The sequence below is a fragment of the Rugosimonospora africana genome, assembly GCF_016862975.1.
Classification (GTDB): domain Bacteria; phylum Actinomycetota; class Actinomycetes; order Mycobacteriales; family Micromonosporaceae; genus Rugosimonospora; species Rugosimonospora africana.
Genome location: NZ_BONZ01000038.1, coordinates 131,221 through 157,605 on the forward strand (window position 1 = coordinate 131,221; position 26,385 = coordinate 157,605).

Consider the following 26,385-nt stretch of genomic DNA (forward strand, 5'->3'; position numbering starts at 1 on the left):
CGGCCAGCGCCGCCGCATCCGCTCCGTGGTCAGGGGTCACTGCCCGCCGGTGGAAGCGATCAGTTGTTTCTGCGCATCCGTCAGCGCGGAGACGATGGCGCTGGTCGAAGGCGCCGTACCGGTCGACGCGGTCTTCGCGATGAGGCTGGTGACCGCGCCGCCGAGCAGCGTCTCCATCTGGCTCTCCGATGGGTACAGCGGCATCGGCGCGCTGTGGTTCTCCAGGATTTCCCGGTACACCTTGGTCGTGTCGTCCTGGAACTGCGGGTCGTCGTAGGCGCTGGTGATCACCGGCAGCGTGCCGTAGATGTGATTGATCGCCACCTGCTCCGGCTGGCTGGTCATGAACTTCACCAGTTCCAGCGCCGCCTTCTGGTGTTCGGTGGACTGCCGCACGACGAGGTTGATGCCGGCGACGTGGCTCTGGATCGGCTTGCCGCCGGCCGGCAGCGGCGAGAACACCGGCACCTGCGCGATGCCGAACTGCGAGGCGTCCATGCCGAGTTGGGTCAGGCTGGTGGCCACGCCCTGCCCGATCGTCATCGCGGCCTTGTTCTTGGCGAAGTCGGACAGCGGCTGGGCGCCGTTCTGCGCGTTGGCCGGGTTGGCGATGCCGTTCCTGCCGAACAGGCCGACGTAGGTCGTCAGCGCGTCCGCGAGCTTCTGGTTGGCGAAATCGGGCTTGCCCGACGAGTTGTACAGCGGGCTGCCCGACTGCTCGCCGAGGATGAAGGCCCAGTGCGAGGCGTCCGTCGCGTTGCTGCCGTCGAGCGCGATGCCGTACCGGCCGGCCGTCGTCAGCTTCCTGCCGTCGGTGATCAGCTCGTCCCACGTCGCCGGTGGCTTGGCGATGCCGGCGGCGGCGAAATCGGCCTTGTTGTATGCCAATGAGTAGGACGTCGCGTACACCGGAACGGACATCGGCGTCTTGTTGGGCAGTCCGTTCTCGGCGAAGCTGGTCTGCACGAACTTGCTCTGGCCGCCGATCTGGTCGAGGACCTTCGGCGTGAACTCCAGGAAACCTCCGCTGGCGGCCAGCGACGGCGCCCAGGTGTTACCGATCTCCATGACGTCGGCGCCGTTGTTGCTGGTGACCGCGTTGAGGATGCGGGTCTGCAGGGTGGTCCAGGGAATGACCTCGAGCTTGACCTTGACCCCGGTCTGCTGGGTGAACTTCTTGAACTCGGCCGTCAGCGTCTTCTGCGTCTGATCGGCGCCGGTCCCCTGCAGAGTCGCCCAGTAGGTGAGCGTCTGCCCGGACACCGGGCCGGAATCGCCCGAGCCGCCGCCCGAACAGGCGGACAGGGCCACAACGGCAGCGGCGGCCACGGCCGTCACGCCCGCCAGGGAGCGCCGCCGGAGGCCGCGCGAACTGATCTTGTCACTAATCATGAGGTGCTGTCTCTCTTCTCTCCACACCTGTCTCTCACACACATGCGGGTGAATTGGTGCGACCCCCGGCGCGCGGTCCCCGCCGCCGGCCAAAGCTGGAGGGATTGGATGCCACCCCAACCGGCTGCGCCGTGTCACGCCAGGACGTTACTGGCGTGTGGACGGCATGGTACATAGAGGTTTCGTCTCCAGACCTGGACGAATCAACGGTCCGCCACCTGCCACTACCATGTCCGGATGCCTCCCCTCAACGGCTTCCCCGGCCAGCGCTTCCGAGTGCTTCCGGCACCACTGACCGCGAAGGCGCTGCGAACCGGGCTGACGTCGCGGCTCCTCGTCACCGACGCCGGCTACTTTCCGCGCGCTCGCGGTCACGGAATGACAAGGCCGGAGGGCGCGCCGACGTCGATCGTGATCATCTGCCAGGACGGTGCCGGCCAGCTCTGGTACGGCGAGCGGAGCTACCGGGTGGAGGCCGGCGACGCAGTCGTCATCCCGAGCGACGAGCCGCACCGGTACCGCTCGGACGACGAACGCCCCTGGACGATCGGGTGGTTCCACGCGGACGGGCTCGACGTACCGGAGCTGACTCAGGCGGCCCTCGGGCCGGCCCGGGTACCCGTCGCGCCGCTCCGCGACGTCTACACCGCGTGGCACCTCGTCGACCGGGTCATCGCCGCGCTGGAACGGGACGAGACCGAGGCCAGCCTGCTCGCCGCGGCCGGGGCGGCATGGAACGTGTTCGCGCAGATCGCCTCGGAACGCCGGCTCGGCCCGGCCGGCACCATCGAACGGGTCAACATCGCCCAGGACTACCTGCGCAAGAACCTCGCGGCGGCGCCGAGCGTCAGCGAACTCGCCCGCCTGGCCGGGCTGAGTACCTCCCACTTCGCGGCCGTGTTCCGCCGCTCGGCCGGCATGGGTGTGCTGGAGTACATCAAGCGCCTGCGCAACTCGCGGGCCAGGGAGTTGCTGATCGCGACCAGCATGCCGATCGCCGAGGTGGGCCGGTCCGTCGGGTACTCGGATCCGTTCTACTTCTCGCGGCAGTTCCACAGCATCAACGGCACGAGCCCCAGCGACTTCCGGGCGCAGTACCGGCAGCACACCGAGCGCTCGGGTTTCGACCGGCCTACCGGCGTTGATGGTGGCGCTCACACCCCCTAAAGCATCCTAGGAAGTCAGGCTGCGCGGCTCACGCCACCCGCCCCGAGACTCACGCCACCCGCCCCGAATAGCCGTCGCGCACGCGGGCGCGGCCGGTCATGCTACGCAAGTGAACCGTCCTACCGACCGCTCGATCGGCGCCCCGCAGTCCTCCGGCTGGCACCCACCCACGTCCCCGGCGCGGGCGAACGCCGCGCTGCTGGCCCTGTCCGTCGCGGCGTTCTGCTTCGTCACCACCGAGATACTGCCGATCGGCCTGCTGACCGTCATCGCGGGCGACCTGCACCGATCCCGGTCGCAGGTCGGCCTGCTGGTCACCGGGTACGCGGCGGTCGTGGTGCTCGCCGCGCTCCCGCTGACCGGGCTCACCCGGCGGCTGCCCCGCCGCTGGCTGCTGGGCGGTACCCTCGCGGTCTTCGCGGCCGGAGCCCTGACGTCCGCACTCGCCCGCGACTATCCCGTGCTGCTCGCGACCCGGATGGTCGTCGCGCTGAGCCAGGCCGTCTTCTGGTCCGTCGTCAACTCCTCGGCGGCCGGGCTGTTCCCGCCGAACCTGCGTGGCCGGACCGTCGCGCGGGTGGGGATCGGCAACGCGCTCGCCCCGGTGCTGGGTGTACCGGCCGGCACCTGGCTGGGGCAGCAGGCCGGCTGGCGCTGGTCGTTCGCGGTCATGGGTGGGATCGGGGTCGTGGTAAGCCTGGCGGTGCTGGCGCTGATGCCGACCATCCCGCCGGATCAGGCCGGTTCGGCCCGGGGTGCCTCGCCGGACCCGCGCCGCTACGCGGTCCTGCTCGCCGGCATCGTGCTGTGCGTCACCGGGTACCTCACCGCGATCACCTACATAACCCCGTTCCTGCTCGACGTGACCGGGTTCGGCGCGTCATCGCTGAGCCCACTGCTGTTCGCCTCCGGCCTCGCCGGCCTGGCCGGCACGGTCATCGTGGGTACGGTCCTGGACCGGCACCCTCGCCCGGCGCTGGTCACCCCGCTGGCGCTGATCGTCGCCGGGCTGCTGGGGCTGTACGCGACCGGCACGATGAAGCTGCCCGCGATCGTGCTGCTCTGCGTGACCGGGCTGGCGTACAGCGCGCTGGTGGTCGCGGTCGGCGGCCGTACCCTCCAGGTGGCGCCGGGCAACACCGATGTCGCCGGGGCGGGCGTCAACTCGGCGTTCAACGTCGGCATCGGAGCCGGCGCGCTGCTCGGCAGCGCACTGATCGGCACGCTCGGTACCCGCAGCATCACGCTCGTCGGCGGCCTGCTCACCGGGGCGGCCTTCGCGGTCCTGGCCGCCGAACCACTCCTGGCCGGGCCGCGCCTGGCAGGACGGCGCCCGGCCGGGCGGGGGTCGCCGGCCGTCGCAGGGCGAGAAGCCACGACGGTGGACGGGGCAGGCGGCGCGGACGGCCCCGGACCGGGGCGGCCCGCGCCGCCCCGGGCCCGGGTCAGCCGGTCGCGCACGGGGCGTCGTTGAGCAGGAATGCCGGGGGCGGCGCGTCGCTGGTCGTCCAGGTTCCCTGCATGCCCATCGACACGCTGCCGTGGGCCGCGATGACGGCGTTCCAGTCGGCGTTGCGCACCGTGACGGCCGAGCCGGACTGAGTGAACGTGGCGTTCCACGAGTTCGTGATCCGCTGGTCGCCGGCGAAGGTGAAGGCCAGCCGCCAGCCGCTGATCGGGGCCGACCCGGTGTTGGCGACCGTCAGGCTCGCGACGAAACCACCGGCCCACTGCGACTGGGTCGTGTAACTCACGGTGCAGGTCGGTGGCTGCGCCGACGGGCTCCGCGACGGGCTGACCGGCGTGCTCGGCGACACGCTGACCGGCGGGCTGGACGGGCCGGTCGGGCGGACGGGAACGGTGTTGGACACCGCCGACAGGTTGCCCGCCGCGTCCCTCGCCCGTACGTAGTACGTGCTGTTGAACGATGCCGGCGGCGACGACGGCGATGACGATGGTGGCGCCGTCACGATCGGCGGCACCGTGTACTCCGTCCCGGTCACCGTGGCCAGCAGCGTCGAGACGAACAGGCCGTCGAACCGGTAGACGTTGTACCCGGTGACGGCCACGTTGTCGGACGACGGCGACCAGCGCAGCGTCGTCGACGGAGTGTAGGTGGCGCTCAGGTTGGTCGGGGCCTGCGGCGGGACGGTGTCGGGGCCGGTGTCCGAGAGCGGGGTGACCACGGTGATCGCCGCACTCGCGGAATAGTGCCCGAGCCCGTCCACGGCGCTGACCTGCACCGAGTACTGCCCGGTCGGGATGATGCCCTCGGTCAGGGTCGCGGTGGTGACGTTCCCGACCGACGAACTGTAGGCGATGTCGTAGAACGCCCGGTAGTAGGTGATCCGGTACCCCTCGACGGCGCAGCAGCCGGGAGTCGAGGCGGTCCAGGCGAGGGTGATCGAGGTCGCGCCGACGTGCGTAGCGACCAGGTCGGTCGGTGCCGACGGCGGGAACGGTGACGTGTTCGGCAGTGAGGGTGTCGGCGTCGTCGCGGGCTGTGCCGCGGCGGGTGGACCGCCAGACGGTACGCCGGCCTCCGCCGCCTTGACGGCGATCAGGCCGGTGCCGATCACCGCGACCGCGGAGACGGCCGCGAGCAGGAATTTGGCTCGCCCGCCGCGGGGCACCGCCGGTGAATCCACGCCTGACATGCCCCAACGATGAGCGAGACATTGATGCTCGTCAAGATGTGTCCCGCCGGCTCGGGCTAGCGCCCCCGGCGCAGACGCCACATCAGCGACATACCGGCCACGGCCAGCACCAGCAGCACCACCCCGAGGATCACCTGCGGGGTCCGCGTGTCCAGGAACGCGCCGGCTCCGGCCGGCGCCACCCGCACCCGCGCGGGCCGGTGCGACCCGCTCGCCGACGGCGGGTTGTGCAGCCGGGCCGCCTCGTCCGCCGTGACGAGGTGGCCCACGCTCGCCGTGGCCGGCAGCCCGAAGCCCCAGTTGAGCAGCGCCTCGCCCTGCTTCTCGGCGCGCGCCGGGACGATCTCGGCACCCATCACCGTGACGACCAGCCGCCGGCCGCCGCGCTGCGCGGCACCGACGTACGTGTGCCGGGCCTGGTCGGTGAAGCCGGTCTTGCCGCCCAGCGCCCCTGGGTACTCGGTCAGCAGCTTGTTCTCGTTCTGGATCTGGAAGCCGTGCGGGTCGCGGGGCGGTTGAGCGGGCCACTGGAAACGCAGCGCCGTGTCGTAGCGGACGAAGTCCGGCCGGGCGAAGTCGGCGCGGGCGATCAGCGCGAGGTCGTACGCGCTGGTGAACTGGTCCGCGGCGTCCAGGCCGGACGGGGTGACCGCGTGCGTGTCGTCGGCGCCCAGCCGGTGCGCCTCCGCGTTCATCGCCGCGATCGTGGCCGGCACTCCCCCGCTCCCGCCGGCCACTCGGGCCAGCGCGTTCGCGGCGTCGTTGCCCGACTCCAGCAACAGTCCATACCACAGCGTGGAGACCGGATAGTGGCCGCCGACGACCATACCGACCGCAGAGGTGACCCGTGGCAGCTTCAGGTCCGCGGCGGTCGCCACGACCACCTGGCTCGGATTCAGCTTGGGCAACGCGGTGTCGGCCAGCAGCAGCTTCTGCACGCTGGCCGGCCGGCGCCGCAGGTGCGGGTCACAGGCGCCGAGGATCGCGCCGGTGTCCAGGTCGGCGACCACCCACGACTGCGCCGACGTGGCCGGCGGCGCCTTCACGGCGGCCGGTGCGGCGAGCCCGGTCGTGGCCAGCCCCGCGCCACCGACGACGGGGGCGGCCGCATCGCGGGGCGGGGACGCCGGCGTGGGCGGGATCGTCGGCGGCGTGACATGCGGGCACGGCACGATCGCCGCCGTCGTCGGGGACGCTGGACTCGCTGTCGGTAACGCCACCGGTGCCGCCAGCAACCCGGCGCTCACCAGTGCGACCGCGACACTCGACGCACTCACCCAGGCAGACTAGCCGGACGGGCCCTACCGCGCTCAACACCCTCCGGAGTGCGCGCCGGGCGGGGCTCACCGAGCTTCACCGCGACGACGCCGGCCACGATCAGCGCGCCGCCGGCCAGCTGGATCGGGCGCGGACTCTCGCCGAGCAGCAGCCAGGCGAAGACCAGGGCGGCGAGGACCTCGAACAGCGCCACGAACGAGGCGAGCCGGGAGCCGAGCCGGCGGGAGGCGGCGATGCCGGCGACGTAGGCGAGCGCGGCGGTGATGACCCCGAGCGCGAGTACCGGCAGCCACCACGGCACCCGGAAAGCGGCGAACGCGACCGAGGTCCTCGACGTGTCCAGCCGCACGACACCGGCGAGACCGGCGAGCATCAGGGTGGTGCCGCCGAGCAGGAGGCCCCCCGCGGCGAGCACGGTGGCGGGCAGCCCGTTGTCCTCCTTGGCGGACAGGACGAAGTACACCGCGGCCCCACCCATCGCGGCCAGCGCCCACCCGGTGCCCACCGTGCTGATCCGCACACCCGACCCGAGGCCGAGAACGAGCACCAGTCCGGTCCCGCCGACCACCGCGCCCAGGGCGGTCAGCCAGCCGGGACGCTGACCGTGCCGCAGCCACAGCCAGCCGATGACCGCGACCGGCGCCGTGTACTCGATCAGGAGCGCGACCCCGACCTGCAGGTGCGCGACCGCGTTGAAGTACGCCAGCTGGCAGCCGGCGACGGCGACCAGCCCGTACCCGACGATCAGCCGGAGGTTGCGCCACACCAGCGACCAGCGGCCGCGCAGCTGCACCACGGCGACCGGCACGAGCACGGCGGCGGCCAGCAGGATGCGGGCCGCGACCGCGGAGGCGGAGGACCAGCCGGCGTCCAGCAGCCCCCGCGCCAGCGAGCCGGACAGGCCGAACGACGACGCGGACAGCAGGGCGAAGCCGAAGCCGGACGTCAGCCGGCTGTCGCGGGTCGAAACCACCATGCGGCCGATAGTAGGCGGCGGTGAGGTAAGGCTCCAAAGAAGTTTCGGTCATGACACGCGGTCTGTTCATGGCGGGCGGGTGTTCGTGGCGGGCGGGCACGCTCGTGGCGTGCCCGCCCGTGGCGGGCGCGCTCAGCGCCGGGCAGTGCCCGTGCGTGTCCCGGATGACGTACCCGTGGTCGGCGGCGACGGCGTGGTCGTAGCAGCTCGCGCCGGACCGGCCGGTGTAGTGCTCGCTGCCCGAGCCGTCGGCCTGGGTCACCACCCCGCTGGTGCGGGCGAGCACACCGTCGGCGGTCAGCTCGTCGTCGACCGCGCCGACCCGTTGCCAGCCCCGGCCGCTGGCGGTCTGATCGTCGAGCCGGCGGACCTGGTTGACCCGGCCGCTGACGGTGAACGTGTCGGGCGCCGTACCCGGCTGGTAGTCGCTGGTCACCTCGATCGGGTACGACCAGCCGGACCGGGTGGCCCGCGGCACGCCGTGCGACGGCGTACGGGTCACCGTCGTGGCGCCGCTGTCCCGCTGGACCATCTGCTGCCGGGTGCCGTCGGCGCTGACAGTGTCCACATTGGAGTACCCGAGCCGCTGCGCGACCGTGGTGGTGACCCGGCCGGCGGACGTGTCGACGTACCCGCGGATAGTCCAGTCCCGGGCCACGGACGTGGTCACCGTGGTCGCACCGTCGGCGGCCGGCGCGCTGCGCGTGTCCACCCGGGGCGCCGTGTCCAGCGTGTCGGACAGCACCGCGCCCGAGGTCTGCGCGCGGGCATGGTCGACGTCGAGGAACAGGGTGCCGTCCACGGTCCAGTTGTCGTTGTTCCCGAAGGGGATCAGGGTGACGGTGTGCGGCCGCCCGTCGACCAGCCGGCCGACGAACGGGGTCAGGTCCACTGTGTACGGCTGGGTGCGGAAGGCGTCGATCGCCGGGATGGGTCGCCACATGAGCGGGCTGATCCCGCCGGTGTAGAGGACCGGGAACGGCTGCGCCAGGCCGGCCGGTACGCCGTCGAGCAGGACCTGGACCTCACGGTACGATCCGCCGCCGCACAGCGTGTCCGGATGCGCCGCGGCGAGTTCGTCGGGTACCGCGGTGAACCACTGCTCGTCGCAGCCGCCGCCCCGGGCGTACACCTCCATCACCGCCCGGGTCGTGTTGCGCGGTACGGCGACGCTGCCCTGCGCGGTCTGCCCCTTGCCCAGGATCCACCAGCCGGCGTCGCTCGTGGTCGCGGACACCGGTACCACCACGTCGTCGTGCGGGGCCGCCGGGTGCGCCCGGTCGGCCTGGTAGTACGTGATCGTCATGGTCATGTGGTAGATGCCGGTGTACGTGGCGTCGACGATGTTGCCGAGGTCGACCACCAGCGGTTGCGGCGTGCGCAGCAGCGGCGCGAACCGGCTGATGTCGGTGTCGACGTGCCAGTCGATGCCGTCCGGGTCGGGCTCCGGGGTGCTGGTGCGGAACACCTCGGCGCCACCGATCCACACCCCGGCGAGCCGGTCGTACTGGCGTCCGGCCACAGAGCCGGACCAGTCGAGGACCACCTTCGACCACGGCCCGGCGCAGCCGGCCGGCGGGCTCAGCGTCGCGCGGTACGGCTGGCCGTAGGAGTTGGCGAAGTCGTGCCGCATCACGGTCACCGCGCAGTGCCGGGTGTCCGGGCGGTCGACCGGTGGCAGGGCGGTGACCGGGTCGGCGTAGTTCACCTCGACCGGTGGGGTGTCCGCGCGCGCCGGTGAGCCGGCGACACCCACCACCGCGACTGTCACGGCCGCGACTGTCACGGCCGCGACTGTCACCGCCGCGACGGCCATTGCCGGCACCGCGAGCGCTTTCAGGAAAGTACGTCTCCACCTGGCGGTGGGGCGGAGCGAGGCTGTACGCATCGGTGCTCCTCTCGGGCAGTGCCGTTCACCGGGCGTCACGCGTGCGGCGTGATGCCGATGCCGTCGGGTGCGTTGCCGACCCGCACGTGGCCGGTGACCATACCGGTGGCGACGTCGAGCGTGGCGACGTCGTTCGCGCCGGTGTCCACCACCCAGGCGGTCGCCCCGTCCGGGCCGAAGCCGATGGCGTAGGCGCCGGCCCCGGTCGGGATGAACGCTCCCGGGGCGCCGCTGGCGACGTCGATCGGGGTGACGCCGCCCGACCCGGAGTCGGCGACGTACAGGGTGCGGTGGTCGGGTGTCAGCCGGATCGCCTGCGGGCCACCGCCGGCCGGGATGGTCGCGGTGGCGGTCCAGGTCGCGGTGTCGACGACGCTGACCGTGTTGTCCGCGGTGTTGGTGACGTACGCGTGCGCCGCGTCCGGGGCGAACGCCACGTCGAACGGCTGCGCGCCGACGGTCACCGTGTGCGTGACCGCCCCGGTCGCCGTGTCGACGACGCTGACCGTACCGCTGCCCTGGTTGGGTACCCACAGCTGCGAGCCGTCCGGACTCAGGGTGAGCCGTTGCGGGTTGGCGCCCACCCGTACCGGCGCGGAGGCGGTGTGCGTCGCGGTGGCGATGGACTGCACCGTGCCGTCACCGAAGTTGGACACCCACACCGTCCGGCCGTCCGGCTGCGCCACGACGGATGCCGCGATGGAGCCCACCGGCACCGTGGCGGTGACCGCGTTGGTCGCCGTGTCGATGACCGTGACGTCGTTCGAGTTGTTGTTCGCCACGTACGCCTCGGCACCGTCCGGAGTCAGCGCCACGCCGTCCGGTCCGCTGCCGACCGGGATCGGCGGACCGGCGGTGTGCGTGCCGACGTCCACCGGCGTGAGCGTCGCGTCGCTGTAGTTGGACACGTACGCGGTCGGGATCCGCTGCCCGGCCGCGGCGACGGTGACGAGGATGCCGGTCCGGGCGAGCACCGCCCCGCCCGCACCGGTTCCGGTGACCGTCGCCGAGTAGTAGCCGGCCGCCAGGTCGCTTCGCGCGCTGACGGTCACCGGAAGGCTCGCTGCGGCGCCGGCCGCCGCGGTGACCGTGGCACCGGTCGGGGTGACGGTCAGCCCGTCGGGTGCCGTGACGCTCCAGCTGACCGTCGCCGCGACGGTTCCCTGCGTGTTGTCCACGACCACCGAGCCGCTCGTGGAGCCGCCCGGTGCCAGGCGCAGTTGCGCCGGGTCGGTACGCAGGAACGCCCGGGTGGCCGCGGGGAACCGGACGGGACCGGCCGGGTACGACGGCGGGCGCGCACCGGTGGCGGTACCCCAGTGGTGGTCCGGAGCCGGCGACAGGTCGAAGGACAGCGTGGTGCGCCCCTTGCCGGGCAGGGCGATCCAGGTGCGCTGGGTGGCCGCGCCGTTGACGCGCAACCCGTGCACGTACGGGTTGGCGGTGGCGGCGGCCGGCGCGGTGACGCTCAGCTCGCGGCCCGCGCCGAGGTCGACCTCCGCGCGCGGGAACAGCGGGCTGCCGACGACCAGTGCGGGTACCCCGGGGGTCTGCGGGTACACGCCGAGCGCCGACCAGACGTACCAGGAACTCATCGCTCCGCAGTCGTCGTTGCCCGGTTCCCCGCCCGGAGTCGGCGCGTACAGCTGGGTCTCGATGCGCCGCACCGTCTCCTGGGTCTTCCAGGGCGCCCCGGCGGCGAGGTACGCGTACGGGGTGCCGAACGTGGGCTCGTTGCCCTGCCAGTGGTACGGCCGGTCCGGCCCGGCGTTGAGCTGGGTGAAGTAGTCGTCGAGCCGGGCGATGGCGGCGGCGTCCCCGCCGATGCCCTGGATCACTCCGCGCAGGTTCTGCGGAACCATCCAGGTGTACTGGGCCGCGTTGCCCTCCTGGAAGCCGTTCTGCCCGAACCCGCCGGTGTCCTGGAAGCCCGGCCCGGGCGGGAACGCGCCATCGGCGTCGCGCGGGGCGGCGTAGCCGGTGGCGGTGTCGAAGACGTTCGACCAGTTCTGCGACCGGGTCAGGTAGCGCGCCGCCGTGGCCCGGTCGCCGACCGCTGAGGCCAGCCGGGAGATGGCGAAGTCGTCGACGGCGTACTCCAGCGTCTCAGAGGCGCCGTTGGGTAGCGGGCTGATCGAACTCGAGCCGGTGTTGGGCACGTACCCGCGCTCCAGGTACTCGGGCAGCGACGGCCGCTCGACGTACCAGCCCTGGCCGGGCGGGCTGGTGGTGTCCTCGGCGCCCTTGCGCATCGCGGCCAGCGCGGCGGCGGTGTCGAAGCCGCGGGCGCCGAACGCGTACGCCGACGCGATGATGGCACCGGCCGGGTCACCGTTCATCACACCGGTGTAGCCGGCCGCGACCGGCCACTTCGGCAGCCATCCGCCCTGGGCGGCGTCGCGGACCAGCGAGGAGACCAGTTGGCTGGTCACGTCCGGCGCGATCGCGGCCAGCAGCGGGATCTCCGACCGGTAGATGTCCCAGCCGGAGTAGTTCGCGTACTGCGCCTGGCCGCGGGGCAGGGTGTGCACGGCACCGTCGAAGCCCCGGTACCGGCCGTCCGCGTCGGAGAACACGGTCGGCATGAGCATCGCGTGGTACAGCGCCGTGTAGAACGTGCGTCGCTGGTCGGCAGTCCCGCCCCCGATCCGGATCGCCCGCAGCCTGGTGTCCCAGTCGTGCGCGGTCGCCGCCGCCTGCCGGTCGACGTCCCAGGTGCCGGCCTCGGCGCGCAGGTTCGCCTCGGCACCGGCGACGCTCACGTAGGACACCGCGACCCGCACTCCCACCACCGGATCGTTCCGGGTGTCGAAGCTGACGTACCCGCCCGCGACGGTGCCCGACGCCGTGTCGCCCGCGGTCGTGTCGCCCGCCGCCGTGTCGCCCGCCGCCGTGCCGCCCCAGGTGCCATGGGCGGCGAACGGCCGGTCGAAGCGGGCCGCGAAGTAGAGGGTGTAGCTGTCCGGCTGTCCGCAGAACCGGCCGCTGCTCACCTGGCCGGTGACCTCCCGGTCGCCGGCCACGGCGAACGTCGCGCCGGCGCCGCCGTTGGCACTGCCGGCCACCTTGACCAGCAGGTTGGCCCGATCGGTCCGCGGGTAGGTCAGCTCCCCCAGGCCGGTGCGCGCGGTCGCGGTGAGGTCGGCCGTGACGCCGTTGTCGAGACCGACCCGGTACCGGCCGGGGCTGGCCGACTCGTTCGCGTGGCTGAACGCGACGCTGGCCGAGCTGGGGTCGGCGGGAAGCACCCCGACGGTCGGCAGGAACGGCACGTCGCCCGCGATGGAACAGCCGACTCCGGACAGGTGGGTCAGGCTGAACCCGGTGATGCTGGAGTCGGTGTACCGGTAGCCGCCGCCGGCAGGCCGCCCCGGCGTGTCCGGGCTCCACTGCACCATCCCGAACGGCGCGGTCGCCCCCGGAAAGGCGTCCACGTCGCCCACCACGTCGCCCCCACTGCCGGTACCGATGAACGGGTCGACCAGGGTGACCGGGTGGTCGACCAGGGCCGCCGCGGCACCGGTCGCGGCCGAGGCCGGAACCGCCGGGGCGGCGAGAGCGGCCACCACGGTGAGGCCGAGCAGGCCGGCACCGGCGCCGGTTGAGGCTCTGCGCGTTCTGCCGAACACGGACACGCGACGGGTTCGGGACATCGGCTCTCCTGTCCAGCGGCTGGTGCGCCGGGCGGCTGGGCCGGTGGCGCCCTTAACTGGATCTCACTATCGTCGATGGCCGATGTCAACCGCTCCCGAGCGCGCGAGCCCGGGGACTCGCTCAGTCGAACAGCTCGCTCAGGAAGCCGCCACGGTGGCGCTTGTCGTGGCGGCGGTCGTCGTAGTGGCGCTCGCGGTGATGCTCGGGACGGCGGTACGAGTCGTAACCGGCCGCGAACTGCGGGTCGGTCGACGGGTAACCGGCCGCCGGGTGGCTGTCGGCCTCCGCGTCGATCAGGCGGTCCAGCTCGCCCCGGTCGAGGAAGACGCCGCGGCACTCGGCGCACTGGTCGATGTGGATGCCGCCGCGCTCGTAGGTCCGCATGGTCGCGTGGCACTTCGGGCAGATCAGATCCACCGGCTCCTCCTGGTGTAGGTGACAGACGCCCCGTGGGAGGGGTCGGCGCGCCCCACCGCGCCGACCCCTCCCGCCGCCGGTACGGCGGCGCGCCTGCCCCGGGGAGTAGGCAGGACTTCCGCCGGCGGTCAGGTTCGAGGCAGGAGCCCGGCCTGGCCAAGGATGACCCGGGCCCGCTCGGCCTGACCGCCGGTCGCGATCACGTCGTAGTGCGCGGCGGCCAGCGACCGGACCGCGGAGAAGTCGCGGCGGCCGCGGGTGACCGCGTGTGCCAGGAATCCGAACAGCGCCCCCCACACGGCACCGACGAGCAGACCGGCCGCCACCATCGCCAGCCACCGGTGCCCGGTGGTGAACAGGCTCAGCAGGATGCCGACGAAGAGGCCGAACCAGGCGCCGGTACCGGCACCGGACAGCGCGGCCCGGGCCCTGGTGAGCCGGCCGGTGACCTTCTCGACCAGCCGCAGGTCCGACCCGACGATGCTCAGCTCGGCGACCGGGAACCCGTCGTCGGACAGCCGGTCGACGGCCGCCTGCGCCGCCGCGTAGTCGGTGTAGCGGGTCACCGTGTTCCACGCCATCGACGCCTGGTTGAACTCGGGATCCGCCACCGGCATCATGATCGGTCAACTCCTCATCGGCTGGCGTGCCGGCCGGTGCTGCCGACCGGCACGCCAGCAACTCTGCACCGGCTGTGTTCAGGGCAGCCGGCACGATCCGTGAAGAAACGATGAAGACGCCCCACCCGGCTCGGGGACAATGTGCCGATGGACAAGGGCGACCCCGCCGCGCGGGTACTGGTCGTGGAAGACGACCCGCTCCTCGCTCAGCTCGTCATCAAGTACCTGGAGCGGGAGGACTTCGCCGTCGAGCACGCCCCGGACGGCGTCGAGGCGGTGACCCGGGCCGGCCACTTCGCTCCCGACGTGATGGTCCTGGACATCGGGCTGCCGCGGCTCGACGGCCTGGAGGTCGCCCGGCGGGTGCGCCGGTTCAGCGACTGTTACATCATCATGCTCACCGCTCGGGACGACGAGGTCGACAAGCTCGTCGGCCTCGCGGTCGGCGCCGACGACTACCTGACCAAGCCGTTCAGCCACCGGGAGCTCGTCGCGCGGGTCAAGGCGATGTTGCGCCGGCCGCGCCACGCGGATCGCGCGGACGACGACGACGCCCTGCGCGTGGGGCCGCTGCGCGTGGACCGGGCCGCCCGCGAGATCCACCTCGGCGACCGGTCGATCACTCTGACTCCCCGGGAGTTCGACCTGATCGCCACGCTCGCCGCGAACCCGCGCCTGGTGCTCTCCCGTCGGCAGCTCATCGACGCCGTCTGGGGTACCGGCTGGGGCGGGGACGAGCGCATGGTCGACGTACACATCCGCAACCTGCGCCGCAAGCTCGGCGACGACGCCGCCTCGCCGCGCTTCGTCCGTACCGTGCGCGGTGCCGGCTACCGGATCGGCACCGGGCGGTGACCGGCGCCGTGCCCCGCCAGGCGACACTGCGTACCCGACTGGTCGTCGGCAACCTGGTGCTCATCGCCAGTGCGCTCGCCGTGACCTGGGCGGTGGCCACCGTCGCCGGCCCGCCGCTGTTCCGCGACCACATCGAGCAGGACCAGGCACTCCCACCCGGCCTGCTCGACCGCGCCGAACAGGCGTTCCACATCGCCAACCTGCTCCAGGTGCTGCTCGCGACCGCGATCGCCGCCGCTCTGACGGTCGGGTTGAGCCTGCTCATCACCCGCCCGATCAGCCGCACCATCACCGCCATGGCCGCCACCTCGGCCCGCCTCGCGCAGGGCGACTACACCGCCCGGCTGATACCGGGGCGCGCCAGCCGGGAGGTGCACACCCTCGCCGGCACCATGAACACCCTGGCCACCAGGATCCAGAACACCGAAGCCACCCGGCGGCGCCTGCTGACCGATCTCGCCCACGAGATGCGCACCCCGCTGGCCGCCATCGACGGCTACCTGGAGGCGATCCACGACGGCATCGAGACCGCCGACCCGCCGACCATCGCGATCCTGCGCGGCCAGCTGCAGAAGCTGGTCCGGCTCGCGGACGACATCAACGCGGTGTCGGCCGCGGACGAGCACCGCCTGAAGGTCGCCGTCCGGCCCACCCCGCTGGACGTGATCATCGAGGACGCGGCCGGGTCGCTGCGCCCGGCCTACTCCGCCAAAGGCGTCACGCTGGGCATCGCGGGCGCTCCCGGCACGCTCGTCGACGCCGACCCGGCCCGGATCGGCCAGGTACTCGTCAACGTGCTGAACAACGCGCTCCGGCACACTCCGCCGGGCGGCCGGGTCGACATCGGCACCGGTGCCGGAACCACCACGGTGGAGATCACGATCAGCGACACCGGCGAGGGGATCGCGCCCGAACACCTCCCGTACCTGTTCGAGCGTTTCTACCGGGCGCACCCCTCGGGCCGCCATCACGACCAGGGATCGGGCGTCGGCCTGACCATCAGCCGCGCCATCGTGGCCACGCACGCGGGTTCCATCGCCGCCGACTCGCCGGGGCCCGGACGCGGCACCACCGTCACCATCAAGCTGCCGGCCAGCAGGCTCTGACGCGCCGGTGCGTCGCCCCGGTACGTGGCCTCGGCGCGCGGCCCCGGTGCGCGGCCCCGGTGCGTCACCCCGGAAGTCCGGCAACCGGGGGCGAGGTCCCGGAGCGGCGACGGGCCAGCCGCCGGGCGAGAGGTTCAGCGGTACGAGCGAGCAACGGCCCAGCGACCGCGAGGATGAGCACGTAGGCGGCCGCGAGCGGGCCGAGCCGCGGCTGGACGCCGGCGGTGACGGCCAGGCCGGCGATGACGATGTTGAACTCACCGCGCGGCAGGAGCGCCGCGCCGGCACGGGCACGGCTGGTACGGGACGCTCCGGCGCGCGCGGCGGCCACCCAACCGGTGGCGAACTTGGTGACGATGCCGGCCAGGGCGAGCACCGCGGCGGCGCCGAGAACGGGCGGCAGGTCGGCGGGGTTGGTGCGCAGGCCGAAGAAGACGAAGAAGACCGCGGCGAACAGGTCGCGGAGCGGGGTGAGCAGGCTGCGGGCTGCGTGGGCCAGCGGTCCGGACAGGGCGATACCGACCAGGAAGGCCCCGACGGCGGCCGAGACCTGCAGTTCCTCGGCGACACCGGCGACCAGGATGGTCAGCCCCAGGACCTTGAGCAGGAGAACCTCGTCGTTCGGGCTGGCGACGAACCGTTGCACGATGCGACCGTGACGCAGCGCCAGATAGAGGATCGCCGCCACGGTCGCTATCGCGATGGCGAGCGCGCCCAGGCCGCCGAGCAGGCCGACGCCCGCGAGGAGCGCGGTGAGGATCGGCAGGTAGACGGCCATGGTGAGGTCTTCCATGACCAGCAGCGACAGCACCGTGGGAGCCTCCCGGTTGCCCAGCCAGCCCAGGTCGCCCATCACCTTGGAGGTGATGCCCGAGGACGTGACGTAGGTGATCCCGCCCAGAGCCACGGCGGCGACCGGCCCCCAGCCCAGGATCAGCGCCGCGGCCACGCCTGGAGCGGCGTTGAGGAGGAGGTCGATCAGCCCACCGCCGCCGGAGGTGCGCAGGCCGGCGGCGAGCTCGTCGGCGTTGTACTCCAGGCCGAGGCTGAACAACAGCAGGACGACACCGATCTCGGCGCCGGTGGAGAAGAACTCTTCGCTGGCCGACAGCGGCCACAGCCCGCCGGCGCCGAACGCGAGCCCGGCCAGCAGGTACAAGGGAATCGGCGAGATCGAGAACCGCACCGAGACGGCGCCGAGCAGCCCCAGGCCGAGGATGACCGCGCCCAGTTCGATCAGTAGTACCGACGTGTGCATGAGCCGCTCAGCCGGTACCGGTGAGGATGTCGGAGACCGTGGCGGTGCCCTCGGCGGTACCGATGGCGACGACGACGTCACCGGCGCCGAACACGAAGTCCGGGCGAGGGCTCGCGATCACCTCACGGCCGCGGACCACCGCCACGATCGACGCGCCGGTACGCGTACGTGCCCGGGTGTCGCCCAACGACCGGCCGTCGAACGGCGACCCGTCGGCGATCGGCACCTGGACGCTGACCAGACCCTCAACCTGCCGGTGCAGTTCGGCCAGGCGCTCCACGACCCGGGCCGCACCGAGCAGTTCGGCCAACGTGTTGGCCTCCTCCACGCTGAGCGCGACGGTGTCGGCGGCGCTCTCGATGTCGTCGCGGCGGTACACGATCAGGTCCCGGCGGCCGTTGTGGTGGGACACCACGCCGACCCGCCGGCCCCGGGCGGTGGCCAGCACGTGCTTGAGACCGATCCCCGGCAGCGGTACACGTTCGACGTCCACGAGCCTGTCTCCCTCTTCTCCGGGTGCCACCCGGGGCACCGCACTGGATTTCCTTTCCTGACTGCCACAAACGGCGGCGGGCCGGGGATCGCGGATCCGCGATCCCCGGCGAAGCCGCGGCCGGGCGCCGGCCGGTGCAGCCGGCCGGCGCCCGCTGGGCTCAGACGCTCGCCAGAGCGCCGTAGACCGATCCGGGGATGCCGGCGATCACCAGCAGCCCGAGCCCGACGACGCCCAGAGGGGGTTCGTCGCGTCGCAGCATCGCGGCCATCAGAACGATCCCCGCCGCGACCAGGAGCAGGGTGAAAACGAAAAGAATGATCAAGACAAGCCTCCGTGGCCAGGTGAGACCCCTCGGCGCCTCGGCGCGAGGGGGTACGGGTGAGGACCCCCACCTGAGGTGGGGGCGATCGACACCACGCCTCAACCGGAGGCTCACCGACGGCACCGACCGCGCCGTCCGGTGCGGGTCAGCGGCCGGTGGCTTCCCGGGCGTGGACACCATCCGCACCCACCGGTGGCGGAGCGCGTCCCCGCCGCACGGCCAGACCGGCCGCGGCCGGCAGTGTCTCGGGAGGCCGCGCCGGCAGCCACCGGGCCACCCGGTGCGCGGCGAACCCGGCGGCCAGCACCCCGACCTCGAACAACCCGAGCCGTAGAGTCCGGACCGGAAGGTGCCGCAACGGGCGCACGCCGACCACCGCGTCGGCGTCCGCCGGCGTCGCGACCAGCACGACCATGCCCGCCGTGGCGGGCCGTTGGCCGGCGACCTGTCCCGTGGCGGCCCGGTCGGTGCCCAGCAGCCCGAGCGCGAGCAGCACGGCCAGCAGCACGGGCAGCGCCCGCACCGCCTTCCGGTGCCGCATTCCGGTCACGTCGCCTCCGGCCACTCTGGGTTCCTCGACCCTACCGTGCCGCCGGTTACCATCGGCTGGTGATCCACGTCGAGTTGGACGAGCAGACCGTCGCGCGTACCCGGATCGCCATCAGCCCGCTGTGGGAAACGGTCTGCAGCCTGCACCTGTTGGCGCGCAGTCCGGGTACGGTGCCGTGGCCGTACACCGCCTGGGCGCGGCACGCCCGCACGGTTCTGTCCACTGTGGACGCGGTACAACCGGTGCGGATTCTGCTCGGCGACTGCGGCCGCTCCTCGCCGGACTTCTTCAGCCCCGTCCCGCCCTCGGCCACGCCCAGCCTGGAGGAGGAGTTGGCGGCGCTGGTCGCCGTCGACTCCGACACGATCGACGCCCAGGTCGCCAAGCACTACGGCGACGACGTGCCCGATGCGATCGCCGAGTTCCGCGACCGGCCGGGGCCGGCACTCCGCCGGTTCGCCGACGGCATCGCCGCCTACTGGGACGCGGCGATAGCCGACCGCTGGCCGGCGATGCGGTCGTCGCTGGACGAGGAGGTGCTGCTGCGGGCGAGGGCACTGGCCGCCGACGGTCCGGACGCGCTGCTGTCCGACCTCCACGAGCGGGTGCGCTGGCAGCCACCGGTGCTGACCCTCGTCAAGCCGAAGGACTTCAGGATCACCGCGCAGAACATGCGGCTGGTCCTGATCCCGCTCATCTTCTCGCAGGGTGCGCTGATGTGTTCGACCGACGATCCGGCCGTCGTCGCGGTGTCGTACCAGGCCCGCGGGGCGACCGCGCTCGCCGACGGGCCGGCGTCGGTGTCCCCGGGTGCCGACCGGCTGACCGTGCTGCTCGGGCGGGGCCGCGCCGCCGTCCTGAACGGGTTGGCCGAGCCGAGCACGACGGCCGGGCTCGCGACCCGGCTCGGGCTCGCCCCGAGTACGGTCTCCGAGCACCTCGCCGGGCTGCTGGCCGCGGGCGTGGTGCATCGACGCCGGATAGGTCGACACGTGCTGTACGAGCTGGAGCCGGCCGGGGTGGCGTTGGTGAGCCTGCTGCGATGAGGCCGGACACGGCCTAGCATTAGGCGGATCCCGAATCGATTCCGCCGCACGCCGGGCCCTGCCTAGCATCGCCGTCGTGTTGCAGTTCACCATCACCGCCGAGGTCGCCCGGCAGCGCAGGCGCGACCTCCAGCGGGAAGCGGACGACTATCGACGCGTCCGGCAGGTCCGTTCCCGGTCGCGGTGGACCTGGTTGGCGCGCGTACTCCGGTCACGCGCCGGCTCGACGCCCACGACGGAACGGAACCTAGGCCGGCTTGACCAGCGGTGCGTCCCGGGTGAACGGCCGGAACCCGACGCCGTAGTACAGCCCCCGCGCGTTCGGGTGCCCCGGCGCGCCGAGACACGCGACCGTCGCGTGTGTGGCCCCGGCGTCCCGCGCGAGGCGCATCCCGTGCAGGAGCATCGCCGTGCCGAGCCCGCGGCGCCGGTAGTGCGGGTGCGTCCCGACGGGTTCGAACTCGACGGTCTTGTTGACCTCGTCGAACCACATGATCGTTGACGCCGCCATGGTGCCGTCCGGCGCCTCGACCAGGACGTGGAGGTCGCCGCGGTACGCCGCCGTCCGCCGGACGCCCTGGTAGCCCTCGGCCGTGTACGTCGCCGGAGCCCAGGCGTCGATGTGGGCCCGTACCGCGGCCTGGGGCCCGGCCTCGTCGGCGGTACGGAACCGGAACAGCTCCGGGAGCACCGGCCGCGCCACGTCGACCAGGTCCCGCTCGTTGAGCTGGGTCCAGGTCCCGGTGTCGCCGAGCGACGCGGGGTCGGTCCGGTACCCGTGCGCCTCCCACCGCGGCAGCGCGAACTCGTCGGTGGCATTCGGCAGCACCGTACGCTCGAGGCCGGCCGCGACCCGGTCGTACCAGTCGATCACGTCGTCGACCAGCTCCGCGTGGTCGGGATGGACCTGGTACCCCAGATAGGCGCCGGTGATGTCCTTCTCCGACCCGTCGCTGCGCCTCACCCGGTGCGGCAGGTATGCCCAGCCCCAGGCGACCAACTCGCCGTCCGCGAACCACAGGCGACGCGGCCAGGTCGCGCCGTCGGAAGCGTGTCCCTTGCCCCAGATCCAGGCCAGCTCTCCGAAACTCGCGTCACTGTTGATCAGGTCCGGACGGACGGCGGTGACGCGCTGGGCGAGGCCCTGCATGAGCTGTACGTCCCCGGCGGTGAGGAGGTCGAGGTCACCCATGCTGCGCCACCATGTCAGGGACCCGGATCGGCGTCCAGCCATTTTCCGCGCGGCTTCCCCGCGTGCCATAGGCTGGTCGCGTGCCGGGCCGAATCGTGTTGTACGGAGCCACCGGCTACACCGGAGGTCTGACCGCGCGGTCGATGGTCGCCCGCGGGCTTCGCCCCGTCCTCGCCGGTCGTGACCGGGACCGGCTGAACGCGCTCGCCACGCGACTCTCCCCCGCCGGTGACGGAACGGCGCTGGAGACGGCCGTCGCGGACGCGGATCCCGGGCAGCTGCGCCATCTCATCGCACCCGGCGACGTGCTGGTGTCGACCGCGGGCCCGTTCGTCAAGGTCGGCCGGGCCGCCGTGGAGGCGGCCGTCGAGGCCGGTGCGGTATACCTGGACTCCACCGGCGAACCACCGTTCATCCGCCAGGTGTTCGAGGAGTTCGGCCCGCGTGCGCGGCGGTCCGGCGCGGCGCTGCTGACCGCGTTCGGCTACGACTACGTACCGGGAAACCTCGCGGGCGCCCTCGCGTTGCGGGACGCCGGCCCCGCCGCGACCGGAGTGCGGATCGGCTACTTCGTCGACGGAGCCATCCGGGGAGCGGCCAGCGCGGGTACCCGCGCGACCGTGGCCGGTCTGCTGCTGGAACCCGGGTACGCCCTGCGCGCCGGCCGGATCGCGACCGAGCGTACCGCCGCGCACGTGACGTCGTTCGAGGTGAACGGCGCCAAAAGGCAAGCCTTCTCGATCGGCTCCTCGGAGCACTTCGCGCTGCCGAGGCTGCGAGCGGAAGCGTCCGGGGCCGGCGGCGGCGAAACGCCCGCACCGCTGGCCGAGGTCGGTGTCTATCTCGGTTGGTTCGGCCGCGCCACGAGGCTCGTCCACTACGGTTGCGCGCTCGTCACGTCGCTGGACCGGGTGCCCGGCGTGCGCCGCGCGCTGGACGCCCAGGCGAGGCGGATTCAGCGCGGGAGGGCCGGGCCCGGCGCCGCCGGGAACCTCCGGTCGACGGTGCTGGCCGTCGCCGGTGACGCGGACGGCAGGACTCTGGCCACGGTACGCCTGACCGGGCCGGAACCGTACTCGTTCACCGCGTCGGTCCTCGCCTGGGCCGCGGATCGGGCGGCGACGCACGGTGTGCCGCGTTCCGGCGCGCTCGGTCCGGCCGAGCCCTTCGGGCTCGACGCGCTCGAGGACGCCTGCGCCAGCGCGGGATTCCGTCGCGAACCCGCCGGCGGTCAGCCTCCGCCGGAGCCACCCTCACCGGTCTGAGTGCGGCAGGCGATCCCGCGAGTCGGCGCTAGGGGGCAGCCGTTCGCAGGTTCTGGACCGCGAGGTCGGCGGCGTGCTGGACGAGCCTGATCCCGGAGTCCTGCGTCGCGTTGTCGTTGGACAACACGACGATAAGCCAGTCGTGCCCGGGTTCGACGATCCGGCCGATGCTGTTGATGATCCACCTGTCGTCGTCGGTCGTGCGCGCCAGCCAGCCGTTCTTGACGTACACCTCGGTCGCCCGGCCGGCGGCCGCGTCCGGTACCCCCCACCGCTGCTCACCGTCCACCTGACTCATCAGGCCCAGCAGATAGGCCCGGCTGTCCGCGTTGAGCGGCCCCGCCGGGTCGGCGATCAGCTCGAGCAGCCGGAGCTGGTCGGTCGCGGTTGTGGTGGTCAGCCCCCAGTACCCGTTCGTCCCGGGTGAGGTCTCGGTCAACCCGAACACGGCATCCGCCTGGGCCAAACCGGACTCCTCGCCGATCTGGTTCCACAGGGCACTGGCCGCGTCATTGTCGCTCTCGGTGATCATCTTGGTTGCCAACTGCTGCTGGGCCGGGGACAGGCCCGTACCGGACTGCTGCTCCTGCCAGAGCAGAGCGGCCAGGATGTCCACCTTGACGATGCTTCCGGTCTCGAACGCGTGGCTCTCCTGGTAGAGGATCTTCTCTCCGGTGACCCGGTCCAGCAGGGCGAAGGACGCGTGCGAACTGTACTGGGCCAGGTAGGCGGCCACCTGGGCACGGGCGGCCACCGCGGGGTCAACAGGCGGGCTGGGAGATCGGGACGGGGAACCCGACGGGGAACCGGACAGTGAGCCCGACGGGGAGCCGGACGGAGAGCCGGGTGCGGACGGCAGGCTCACGACCGACCGGCCGGAGGCGCTCGAACGGTTCGCCACCGCGTACATGGTCAGCATCGCGGCCGCGACAACGACCGCCGCGCTTGCCGCGCCTATTGTACCAATTCGCCCCATTTTGCGCATAAGGCGAAGTATTGACGAACACCCGTCCCGGGATCGCCGCAGTCCTTTCGCCGTCCCCCTTTCGGGTGGACGGCGCGGCAGCGGCGACGGGCATCGGCGACGAATCCGCGTGAATCGGCGCGCGGCGACGTCGAACCGTGCCGATCGGGCCGGCCGGGACCGACTGGTCTGGGTCGTTGCGCGGCGACAGAGACGCGCCGAGCCAGACGCGCCGAGCCAGACTGGCCGGATACCGTCGGGAGGCTCCGGAACCGCCGGGTTGCCCCGCCGTCGCGCCGGAGTGAACGATGAACGCGTGGTGACGATCGTTGACGCGGACGCACGGCGTTGGGATGACCTGGCCGAGCTGATCGGCGAGCGGGGCGACCCGTCGCGCTGCTGGTGCCAGTACTACCGGTCGCCGGATCGGTACGAGCACGGCGACCGGGACCGGAACCGTGCCGCGATGCGGCAGCAGGTGACCACCGCGACGGTGCCGCACGGCGTGCTCGCCTACGACGGGGAGCGTCCGGTCGGCTGGTGCGCGGTCGCCCCGCGCGGCGACTACCCACGGCTGGAGCGCATGCAGGGGGCCCGGGCGACGTCGGACGAGGACGGGCTCTGGTCGGTCACCTGCTTCGTGGTGCGGGTGGGGCATCGCCGGCAGGGCGTCGCCACCCAGCTGCTGCGGGGCGCCGTCGACCTCGCCCGGCGGCACGGCGCGCGGATCGTCGAGGCGTACCCGATCGACACGTCGCGGCGTCCGGCCGGAGCGGCGAGCCTGTACCAGGGGCCGCTGTCGCTGTACCGGCGGGCCGGCTTCGTCGAGGTCGCCCGGCCGACCGAGAGCCGGGCGATCGTCCGCCTGGACCTGTCCCGGTAGCGGTACCCGCCGGCGTTCCGGCGCCGACACGATCTCCCCAAAGGCCGGCCCCTGCCGGGCTTTGCCCCGGGCGGACGCATACTCTGGTGCCTTCACGTCAGCCGACCCGGATCGAAGCGGGAGGTCCGATGAGGATTCTCGAAGAGGTGTCGCGCACCCTCAACGAGTATCTGCTGGTGCCCAACCTGACCACGGCCGACTGCACCCCGGCCGCGGTCGATCTGAGCGCGCCGCTGGTACGCCACCGGGTCGGCGACCCGTCGGCGATCCGCATCGCGGTCCCGCTGACCAGTGCGATCATGGGCGCGGTGTCCTCGCCCCGGTTGGCCATCGCGCTGGCCCAGTGCGGCGGCCTGAGCTTCATCCACCAGAACCAGCCGATCGAGTCCCAGGCGGCCATGGTCGCCGCGGTCAAGCGGCACAAGGCCGGATTCCGGTTCTCCGACACCAATATCAAGCCCTCCGCGACCCTCGGCGAGCTGACCACCCTGCTCGACGCGGCCGAGCGGGACTTCGCGGTCGTCACCGACGACGGCTCCGCGCACGGCACCTTCCTCGGGCTCATCTCCACCCGCGACTTCCATCCGCAGCGCCACGGCACCGGCGACAGCGTCGAGTCGCGGATGCGCCGCGCCGCCGGCCTGGTCACCGCGCCGCCGACCGTGTCGCTGTCCGAGGCCAACACGCTGATCTGGGACCACCGCCTCGACGTGCTGCCGGTCGTGGCCGGCGACGGCCGGCTGGAGTCGATCGTCCTGCGCCGCGACTACGAGCTGCACAAGCGGTTCCACAACGAGTCCATCGACGCGGAGAAGCGGTTCCGGGTCGGTGCCGGCGTGAACACCCGCGACTACTCCCAACGCATCCCGGCGTTGGTGGAGGCCGGAGCCGACCTGCTGTGCCTGGACTCCTCCGACGGGTACTCGGTGTGGCAGCACGACACCCTGCGGTACGTCCGCGAGACCTACGGCGACCGGGTACGGGTCGGCGCCGGCAACGTCGTGGACGGGCGGGCGTTCCGCTACCTGGCCGACGCCGGGGCGGACTTCGTCAAGGTGGGCATCGGCGGTGGTTCGATCTGCATCACCCGCGACCAGAAGGGCATCGGGCGCGGGCAGGCGTCAGCGCTCATCGACGTGGTCGCCGAGCGCGACGCGTACGCCCAGCGGACCGGCGAGTACGTTCCGGTGTGCTGCGACGGCGGGCTGCTCAGCGACTACCACATGGCCATCGCGTTCGCGCTGGGCGCGGACTTCGTCATGCTCGGCCGGTACTTCGCCCGCTTCGACGAGAGCCCGTCGCCGCTGGTGCGGGTCGGCGGCCAGCTGTTCAAGGAGTACTGGGGCGAGGGCTCCAACCGGGCCCGCAACGTCAGCCGGTACGAGCACGGAGACAGCCAGCAGCTGGTGTTCGAGGAGGGCGTCGACGGGTACGTGCCGTACGCCGGCAGCCTCTACGACAACGTCGCCACCACGATCGCCAAGCTCAAGGCGACCATGATCAGCTGCGGCTCCACCGCCCTGCGGGCGTTCCACGACAACGCGGTGCTGGTACCCGTCTCCCACCAGAGCTACCTGCAGAACACCGCCGAGGTGCGGCTGCGCGACCGGCCGAGCGACCCCGGGCAGTAGGCCGTGACGCCCGGGCTGTAGACCGTGACAACCCGGGCGCACCGGGGCCGGGCGGATCCCGGCCCCGGTCTCACAGCGCCGGGCTCACAGCCAGCGTGGCAGCTCCGGCAGCTCGGCGGCGTCCAGGTCACGGCCGTCCGACCGGCCGGTCAGCCAGGCGGCCAACGCGGGCGGCGTGCCGCCGATCGACGCCGCCGGTGCCGGATCACCGAGGGTCCACTCCCGCCCGGAGCCCTTGGCGGCGAGCCGCAGCACGGGTGCCCCGGCCGCCTTCGCGAAGAAACCCAGGACGTCGTCGATCAGTGTCTCGCTGAAGTCGTCCGGCAGTTGCGCCACCGAGACTCCGGTGCCCAGGTCGAGCGCGTGCAGCCAGACCTCGCGGGCCCGCATCCAGGGCACCTCGGCGGCCGGGATGTCCCGGCCCTGCGCGGTACGCACGGTCGCGCCCCACTGCTGCGGGGTGACCTCACGGACGTGCGCGTCCAGCGCGGCGGCGGTGCCCGCCAGGTCGCGGCGCAGCGCGTCGGGCGCGTCCGTCGCCGACCGGGCGATGTCGTCGTTGCGTTGGGTCTGCGACGAGTACATCGGTGTCTCGACGCCGGTCTGCGCCCAGCGCAGCAAGTTGCCCAGGGCCGTGGCGTTGTGCGCCAGGTGGGCCACCAGGTGCCGCCTGCCCCATGCGGGCAGGCGGCACGGCTCCTCCAGCGCGGCGTCGTCGAGCGCGTCGACCTGGGCGAGCAGCAACGCGGTTCCGCCGGCCATCCAGCC

23 protein-coding genes and 1 pseudogene are annotated in these 26,385 nt (G+C 72.5%); 9 read left to right on the top strand and 15 right to left on the bottom strand.

The genetic code is table 11. The annotated features are described in order from the left end of the window. Positions 1–36: 36 nt before the first annotated feature. Complete coding sequence (locus Raf01_RS20015; RefSeq protein ID WP_203919464.1) at positions 37–1,392, bottom strand: ABC transporter substrate-binding protein; 1,356 nt, start codon at positions 1,390–1,392, stop codon at positions 37–39. Between the two features lie 237 nt (positions 1,393–1,629). On the opposite strand from Raf01_RS20015, the gene Raf01_RS20020 reads away from it, so the two are divergent. Both Raf01_RS20020 and Raf01_RS20025 read left to right on the top strand, forming a co-directional pair. Further along, complete coding sequence (locus Raf01_RS20020; protein ID WP_203919465.1) at positions 1,630–2,559, top strand: AraC family transcriptional regulator; 930 nt, start codon at positions 1,630–1,632, stop codon at positions 2,557–2,559. Between the two features lie 109 nt (positions 2,560–2,668). Then, positions 2,669–4,033, top strand: a complete 1,365-nt coding sequence (locus tag Raf01_RS20025; RefSeq protein WP_239133751.1) for an MFS transporter — start codon at positions 2,669–2,671, stop codon at positions 4,031–4,033. Here the strand turns inward: Raf01_RS20025 and Raf01_RS20030 are convergent. The 3 genes from Raf01_RS20030 to Raf01_RS20040 are packed head-to-tail and all read right to left on the bottom strand — an operon-like array spanning position 4,005 to position 7,470. Then, entirely contained in the window at positions 4,005–5,216 is a 1,212-nt protein-coding gene (locus tag Raf01_RS20030; protein ID WP_203919466.1) for a cellulose binding domain-containing protein, read from the bottom strand. The two genes, Raf01_RS20025 and Raf01_RS20030, sit on opposite strands and share 29 nt — an antisense overlap. Before the next feature lie 56 nt (positions 5,217–5,272). Beyond that, a complete protein-coding gene (locus Raf01_RS20035) occupies positions 5,273–6,493 on the bottom strand; it encodes a D-alanyl-D-alanine carboxypeptidase family protein (protein ID WP_239133752.1) in 1,221 nt (406 codons plus the stop codon). Beyond that, positions 6,490–7,470: an EamA family transporter gene (locus tag Raf01_RS20040; protein ID WP_203919467.1), complete on the bottom strand. Its 981-nt coding sequence runs from the start codon at positions 7,468–7,470 to the stop codon at positions 6,490–6,492. The genes Raf01_RS20035 and Raf01_RS20040 overlap by 4 nt, the downstream gene beginning before the upstream one ends. A 50-nt stretch (positions 7,471–7,520) precedes the next feature. Between Raf01_RS20040 and Raf01_RS20045 the strand changes: the two genes are divergently transcribed. Continuing rightward, on the top strand, positions 7,521–7,673 hold the full coding sequence (locus tag Raf01_RS20045; protein WP_203919468.1) for a hypothetical protein: 153 nt from the start codon (positions 7,521–7,523) through the stop codon (positions 7,671–7,673). A gap of 599 nt (positions 7,674–8,272) precedes the next feature. Here Raf01_RS20045 and Raf01_RS50895 read toward each other — a convergent pair. The 4 genes and pseudogenes from Raf01_RS50895 to Raf01_RS20065 all read right to left on the bottom strand — a co-directional run. Continuing rightward, a pseudogene (locus Raf01_RS50895) lies at positions 8,273–9,358 on the bottom strand (peptide-N4-asparagine amidase); the annotation flags it as partial. Between the two features lie 35 nt (positions 9,359–9,393). Further along, positions 9,394–13,011, bottom strand: coding sequence for a GH92 family glycosyl hydrolase (locus Raf01_RS20055; protein WP_203919469.1), 3,618 nt, complete (start codon positions 13,009–13,011; stop codon positions 9,394–9,396). Positions 13,012–13,132: 121 nt separating this feature from the next. Then, positions 13,133–13,429 carry a TFIIB-type zinc ribbon-containing protein gene (locus Raf01_RS20060; protein ID WP_203919470.1) on the bottom strand — a complete coding sequence of 99 codons (297 nt, stop codon included), beginning with the start codon at positions 13,427–13,429 and terminating at the stop codon, positions 13,133–13,135. Positions 13,430–13,557: 128 nt separating this feature from the next. Continuing rightward, a complete protein-coding gene (locus Raf01_RS20065) occupies positions 13,558–14,046 on the bottom strand; it encodes a YflT domain-containing protein (protein ID WP_373319542.1) in 489 nt (162 codons plus the stop codon). A gap of 150 nt (positions 14,047–14,196) precedes the next feature. On the opposite strand from Raf01_RS20065, the gene Raf01_RS20070 reads away from it, so the two are divergent. Next, a complete protein-coding gene (locus Raf01_RS20070) occupies positions 14,197–14,904 on the top strand; it encodes a response regulator transcription factor (RefSeq protein WP_203919471.1) in 708 nt (235 codons plus the stop codon). Then, on the top strand, positions 14,901–16,010 hold the full coding sequence (locus Raf01_RS20075; RefSeq protein ID WP_203919472.1) for a sensor histidine kinase: 1,110 nt from the start codon (positions 14,901–14,903) through the stop codon (positions 16,008–16,010). The genes Raf01_RS20070 and Raf01_RS20075 overlap by 4 nt, the downstream gene beginning before the upstream one ends. 64 nt (positions 16,011–16,074) lie before the next feature. Here the strand turns inward: Raf01_RS20075 and Raf01_RS20080 are convergent, their stop codons facing one another. The 4 genes from Raf01_RS20080 to Raf01_RS20095 form a co-directional block, all read right to left on the bottom strand. Further along, on the bottom strand, positions 16,075–17,268 hold the full coding sequence (locus Raf01_RS20080; RefSeq protein ID WP_203919473.1) for a cation:proton antiporter: 1,194 nt from the start codon (positions 17,266–17,268) through the stop codon (positions 16,075–16,077). A gap of 7 nt (positions 17,269–17,275) precedes the next feature. Further along, positions 17,276–17,761, bottom strand: coding sequence for a cation:proton antiporter regulatory subunit (locus Raf01_RS20085; RefSeq protein WP_203919474.1), 486 nt, complete (start codon positions 17,759–17,761; stop codon positions 17,276–17,278). Positions 17,762–17,921: 160 nt separating this feature from the next. Continuing rightward, a complete protein-coding gene (locus Raf01_RS20090; RefSeq protein ID WP_203919475.1) occupies positions 17,922–18,086 on the bottom strand; it encodes a hypothetical protein in 165 nt (54 codons plus the stop codon). 145 nt (positions 18,087–18,231) lie between these two features. Then, positions 18,232–18,651, bottom strand: a complete 420-nt coding sequence (locus tag Raf01_RS20095; protein ID WP_203919476.1) for a hypothetical protein — start codon at positions 18,649–18,651, stop codon at positions 18,232–18,234. Between the two features lie 44 nt (positions 18,652–18,695). On the opposite strand from Raf01_RS20095, the gene Raf01_RS20100 reads away from it, so the two are divergent. Next, the gene (locus Raf01_RS20100) at positions 18,696–19,682 is read left to right on the top strand and encodes an ArsR/SmtB family transcription factor (RefSeq protein WP_203919477.1); all 987 of its coding nucleotides are present in this window, start codon (positions 18,696–18,698) and stop codon (positions 19,680–19,682) included. A gap of 247 nt (positions 19,683–19,929) precedes the next feature. Here Raf01_RS20100 and Raf01_RS20105 read toward each other — a convergent pair whose 3' ends face one another. Beyond that, positions 19,930–20,874 (bottom strand): GNAT family N-acetyltransferase, encoded by a 945-nt coding sequence (locus Raf01_RS20105; RefSeq protein ID WP_203919478.1) that lies wholly within the window; start codon positions 20,872–20,874, stop codon positions 19,930–19,932. An 80-nt stretch (positions 20,875–20,954) separates the two neighbouring features. Here Raf01_RS20105 and Raf01_RS20110 point away from each other — a divergent pair, with 80 nt between their 5' ends. Next, positions 20,955–22,139: a saccharopine dehydrogenase family protein gene (locus tag Raf01_RS20110; RefSeq protein WP_203919479.1), complete on the top strand. Its 1,185-nt coding sequence runs from the start codon at positions 20,955–20,957 to the stop codon at positions 22,137–22,139. A gap of 28 nt (positions 22,140–22,167) precedes the next feature. Here the strand turns inward: Raf01_RS20110 and Raf01_RS20115 are convergent, their stop codons facing one another. After that, positions 22,168–23,040, bottom strand: a complete 873-nt coding sequence (locus tag Raf01_RS20115) for a serine hydrolase (RefSeq protein ID WP_203919480.1) — start codon at positions 23,038–23,040, stop codon at positions 22,168–22,170. A gap of 379 nt (positions 23,041–23,419) precedes the next feature. Between Raf01_RS20115 and Raf01_RS20120 the strand changes: the two genes are divergently transcribed. Further along, positions 23,420–23,986, top strand: a complete 567-nt coding sequence (locus Raf01_RS20120) for a GNAT family N-acetyltransferase (protein ID WP_203919481.1) — start codon at positions 23,420–23,422, stop codon at positions 23,984–23,986. Positions 23,987–24,114: 128 nt separating this feature from the next. Then, entirely contained in the window at positions 24,115–25,617 is a 1,503-nt protein-coding gene (locus Raf01_RS20125; RefSeq protein ID WP_203919482.1) for an IMP dehydrogenase, read from the top strand. Between the two features lie 84 nt (positions 25,618–25,701). On the opposite strand, the gene Raf01_RS20130 is transcribed toward Raf01_RS20125, so the two are convergent. Next, positions 25,702–26,379: a maleylpyruvate isomerase family mycothiol-dependent enzyme gene (locus Raf01_RS20130; RefSeq protein ID WP_203919483.1), complete on the bottom strand. Its 678-nt coding sequence runs from the start codon at positions 26,377–26,379 to the stop codon at positions 25,702–25,704. Positions 26,380–26,385 lie beyond the last annotated feature (6 nt).

Bases quoted from the DNA above. Each gene is read 5' to 3' on its own strand.
- Raf01_RS20055 (WP_203919469.1), bottom strand. From the start codon at position 13,011: ATGTCCCGAACCCGTCGCGTGTCCGTGTTCGGCAGAACGCGCAGAGCC.
- Raf01_RS20065 (WP_373319542.1), bottom strand. From the start codon at position 14,046: ATGCCGGTGGCGGATCCCGAGTTCAACCAGGCGTCGATGGCGTGGAAC.
- Raf01_RS20105 (WP_203919478.1), bottom strand. From the start codon at position 20,874: ATGGGTGACCTCGACCTCCTCACCGCCGGGGACGTACAGCTCATGCAG.
- Raf01_RS20040 (WP_203919467.1), bottom strand. From the start codon at position 7,470: ATGGTGGTTTCGACCCGCGACAGCCGGCTGACGTCCGGCTTCGGCTTC.
- Raf01_RS20030 (WP_203919466.1), bottom strand. From the start codon at position 5,216: ATGTCAGGCGTGGATTCACCGGCGGTGCCCCGCGGCGGGCGAGCCAAA.
- Raf01_RS20045 (WP_203919468.1), top strand. From the start codon at position 7,521: ATGACACGCGGTCTGTTCATGGCGGGCGGGTGTTCGTGGCGGGCGGGC.
- Raf01_RS20020 (WP_203919465.1), top strand. From the start codon at position 1,630: ATGCCTCCCCTCAACGGCTTCCCCGGCCAGCGCTTCCGAGTGCTTCCG.
- Raf01_RS20125 (WP_203919482.1), top strand. From the start codon at position 24,115: ATGAGGATTCTCGAAGAGGTGTCGCGCACCCTCAACGAGTATCTGCTG.
- Raf01_RS20130 (WP_203919483.1), bottom strand. From the start codon at position 26,379: ATGGCCGGCGGAACCGCGTTGCTGCTCGCCCAGGTCGACGCGCTCGAC.
- Raf01_RS20070 (WP_203919471.1), top strand. From the start codon at position 14,197: ATGGACAAGGGCGACCCCGCCGCGCGGGTACTGGTCGTGGAAGACGAC.
- Raf01_RS20080 (WP_203919473.1), bottom strand. From the start codon at position 17,268: ATGCACACGTCGGTACTACTGATCGAACTGGGCGCGGTCATCCTCGGC.
- Raf01_RS20015 (WP_203919464.1), bottom strand. From the start codon at position 1,392: ATGATTAGTGACAAGATCAGTTCGCGCGGCCTCCGGCGGCGCTCCCTG.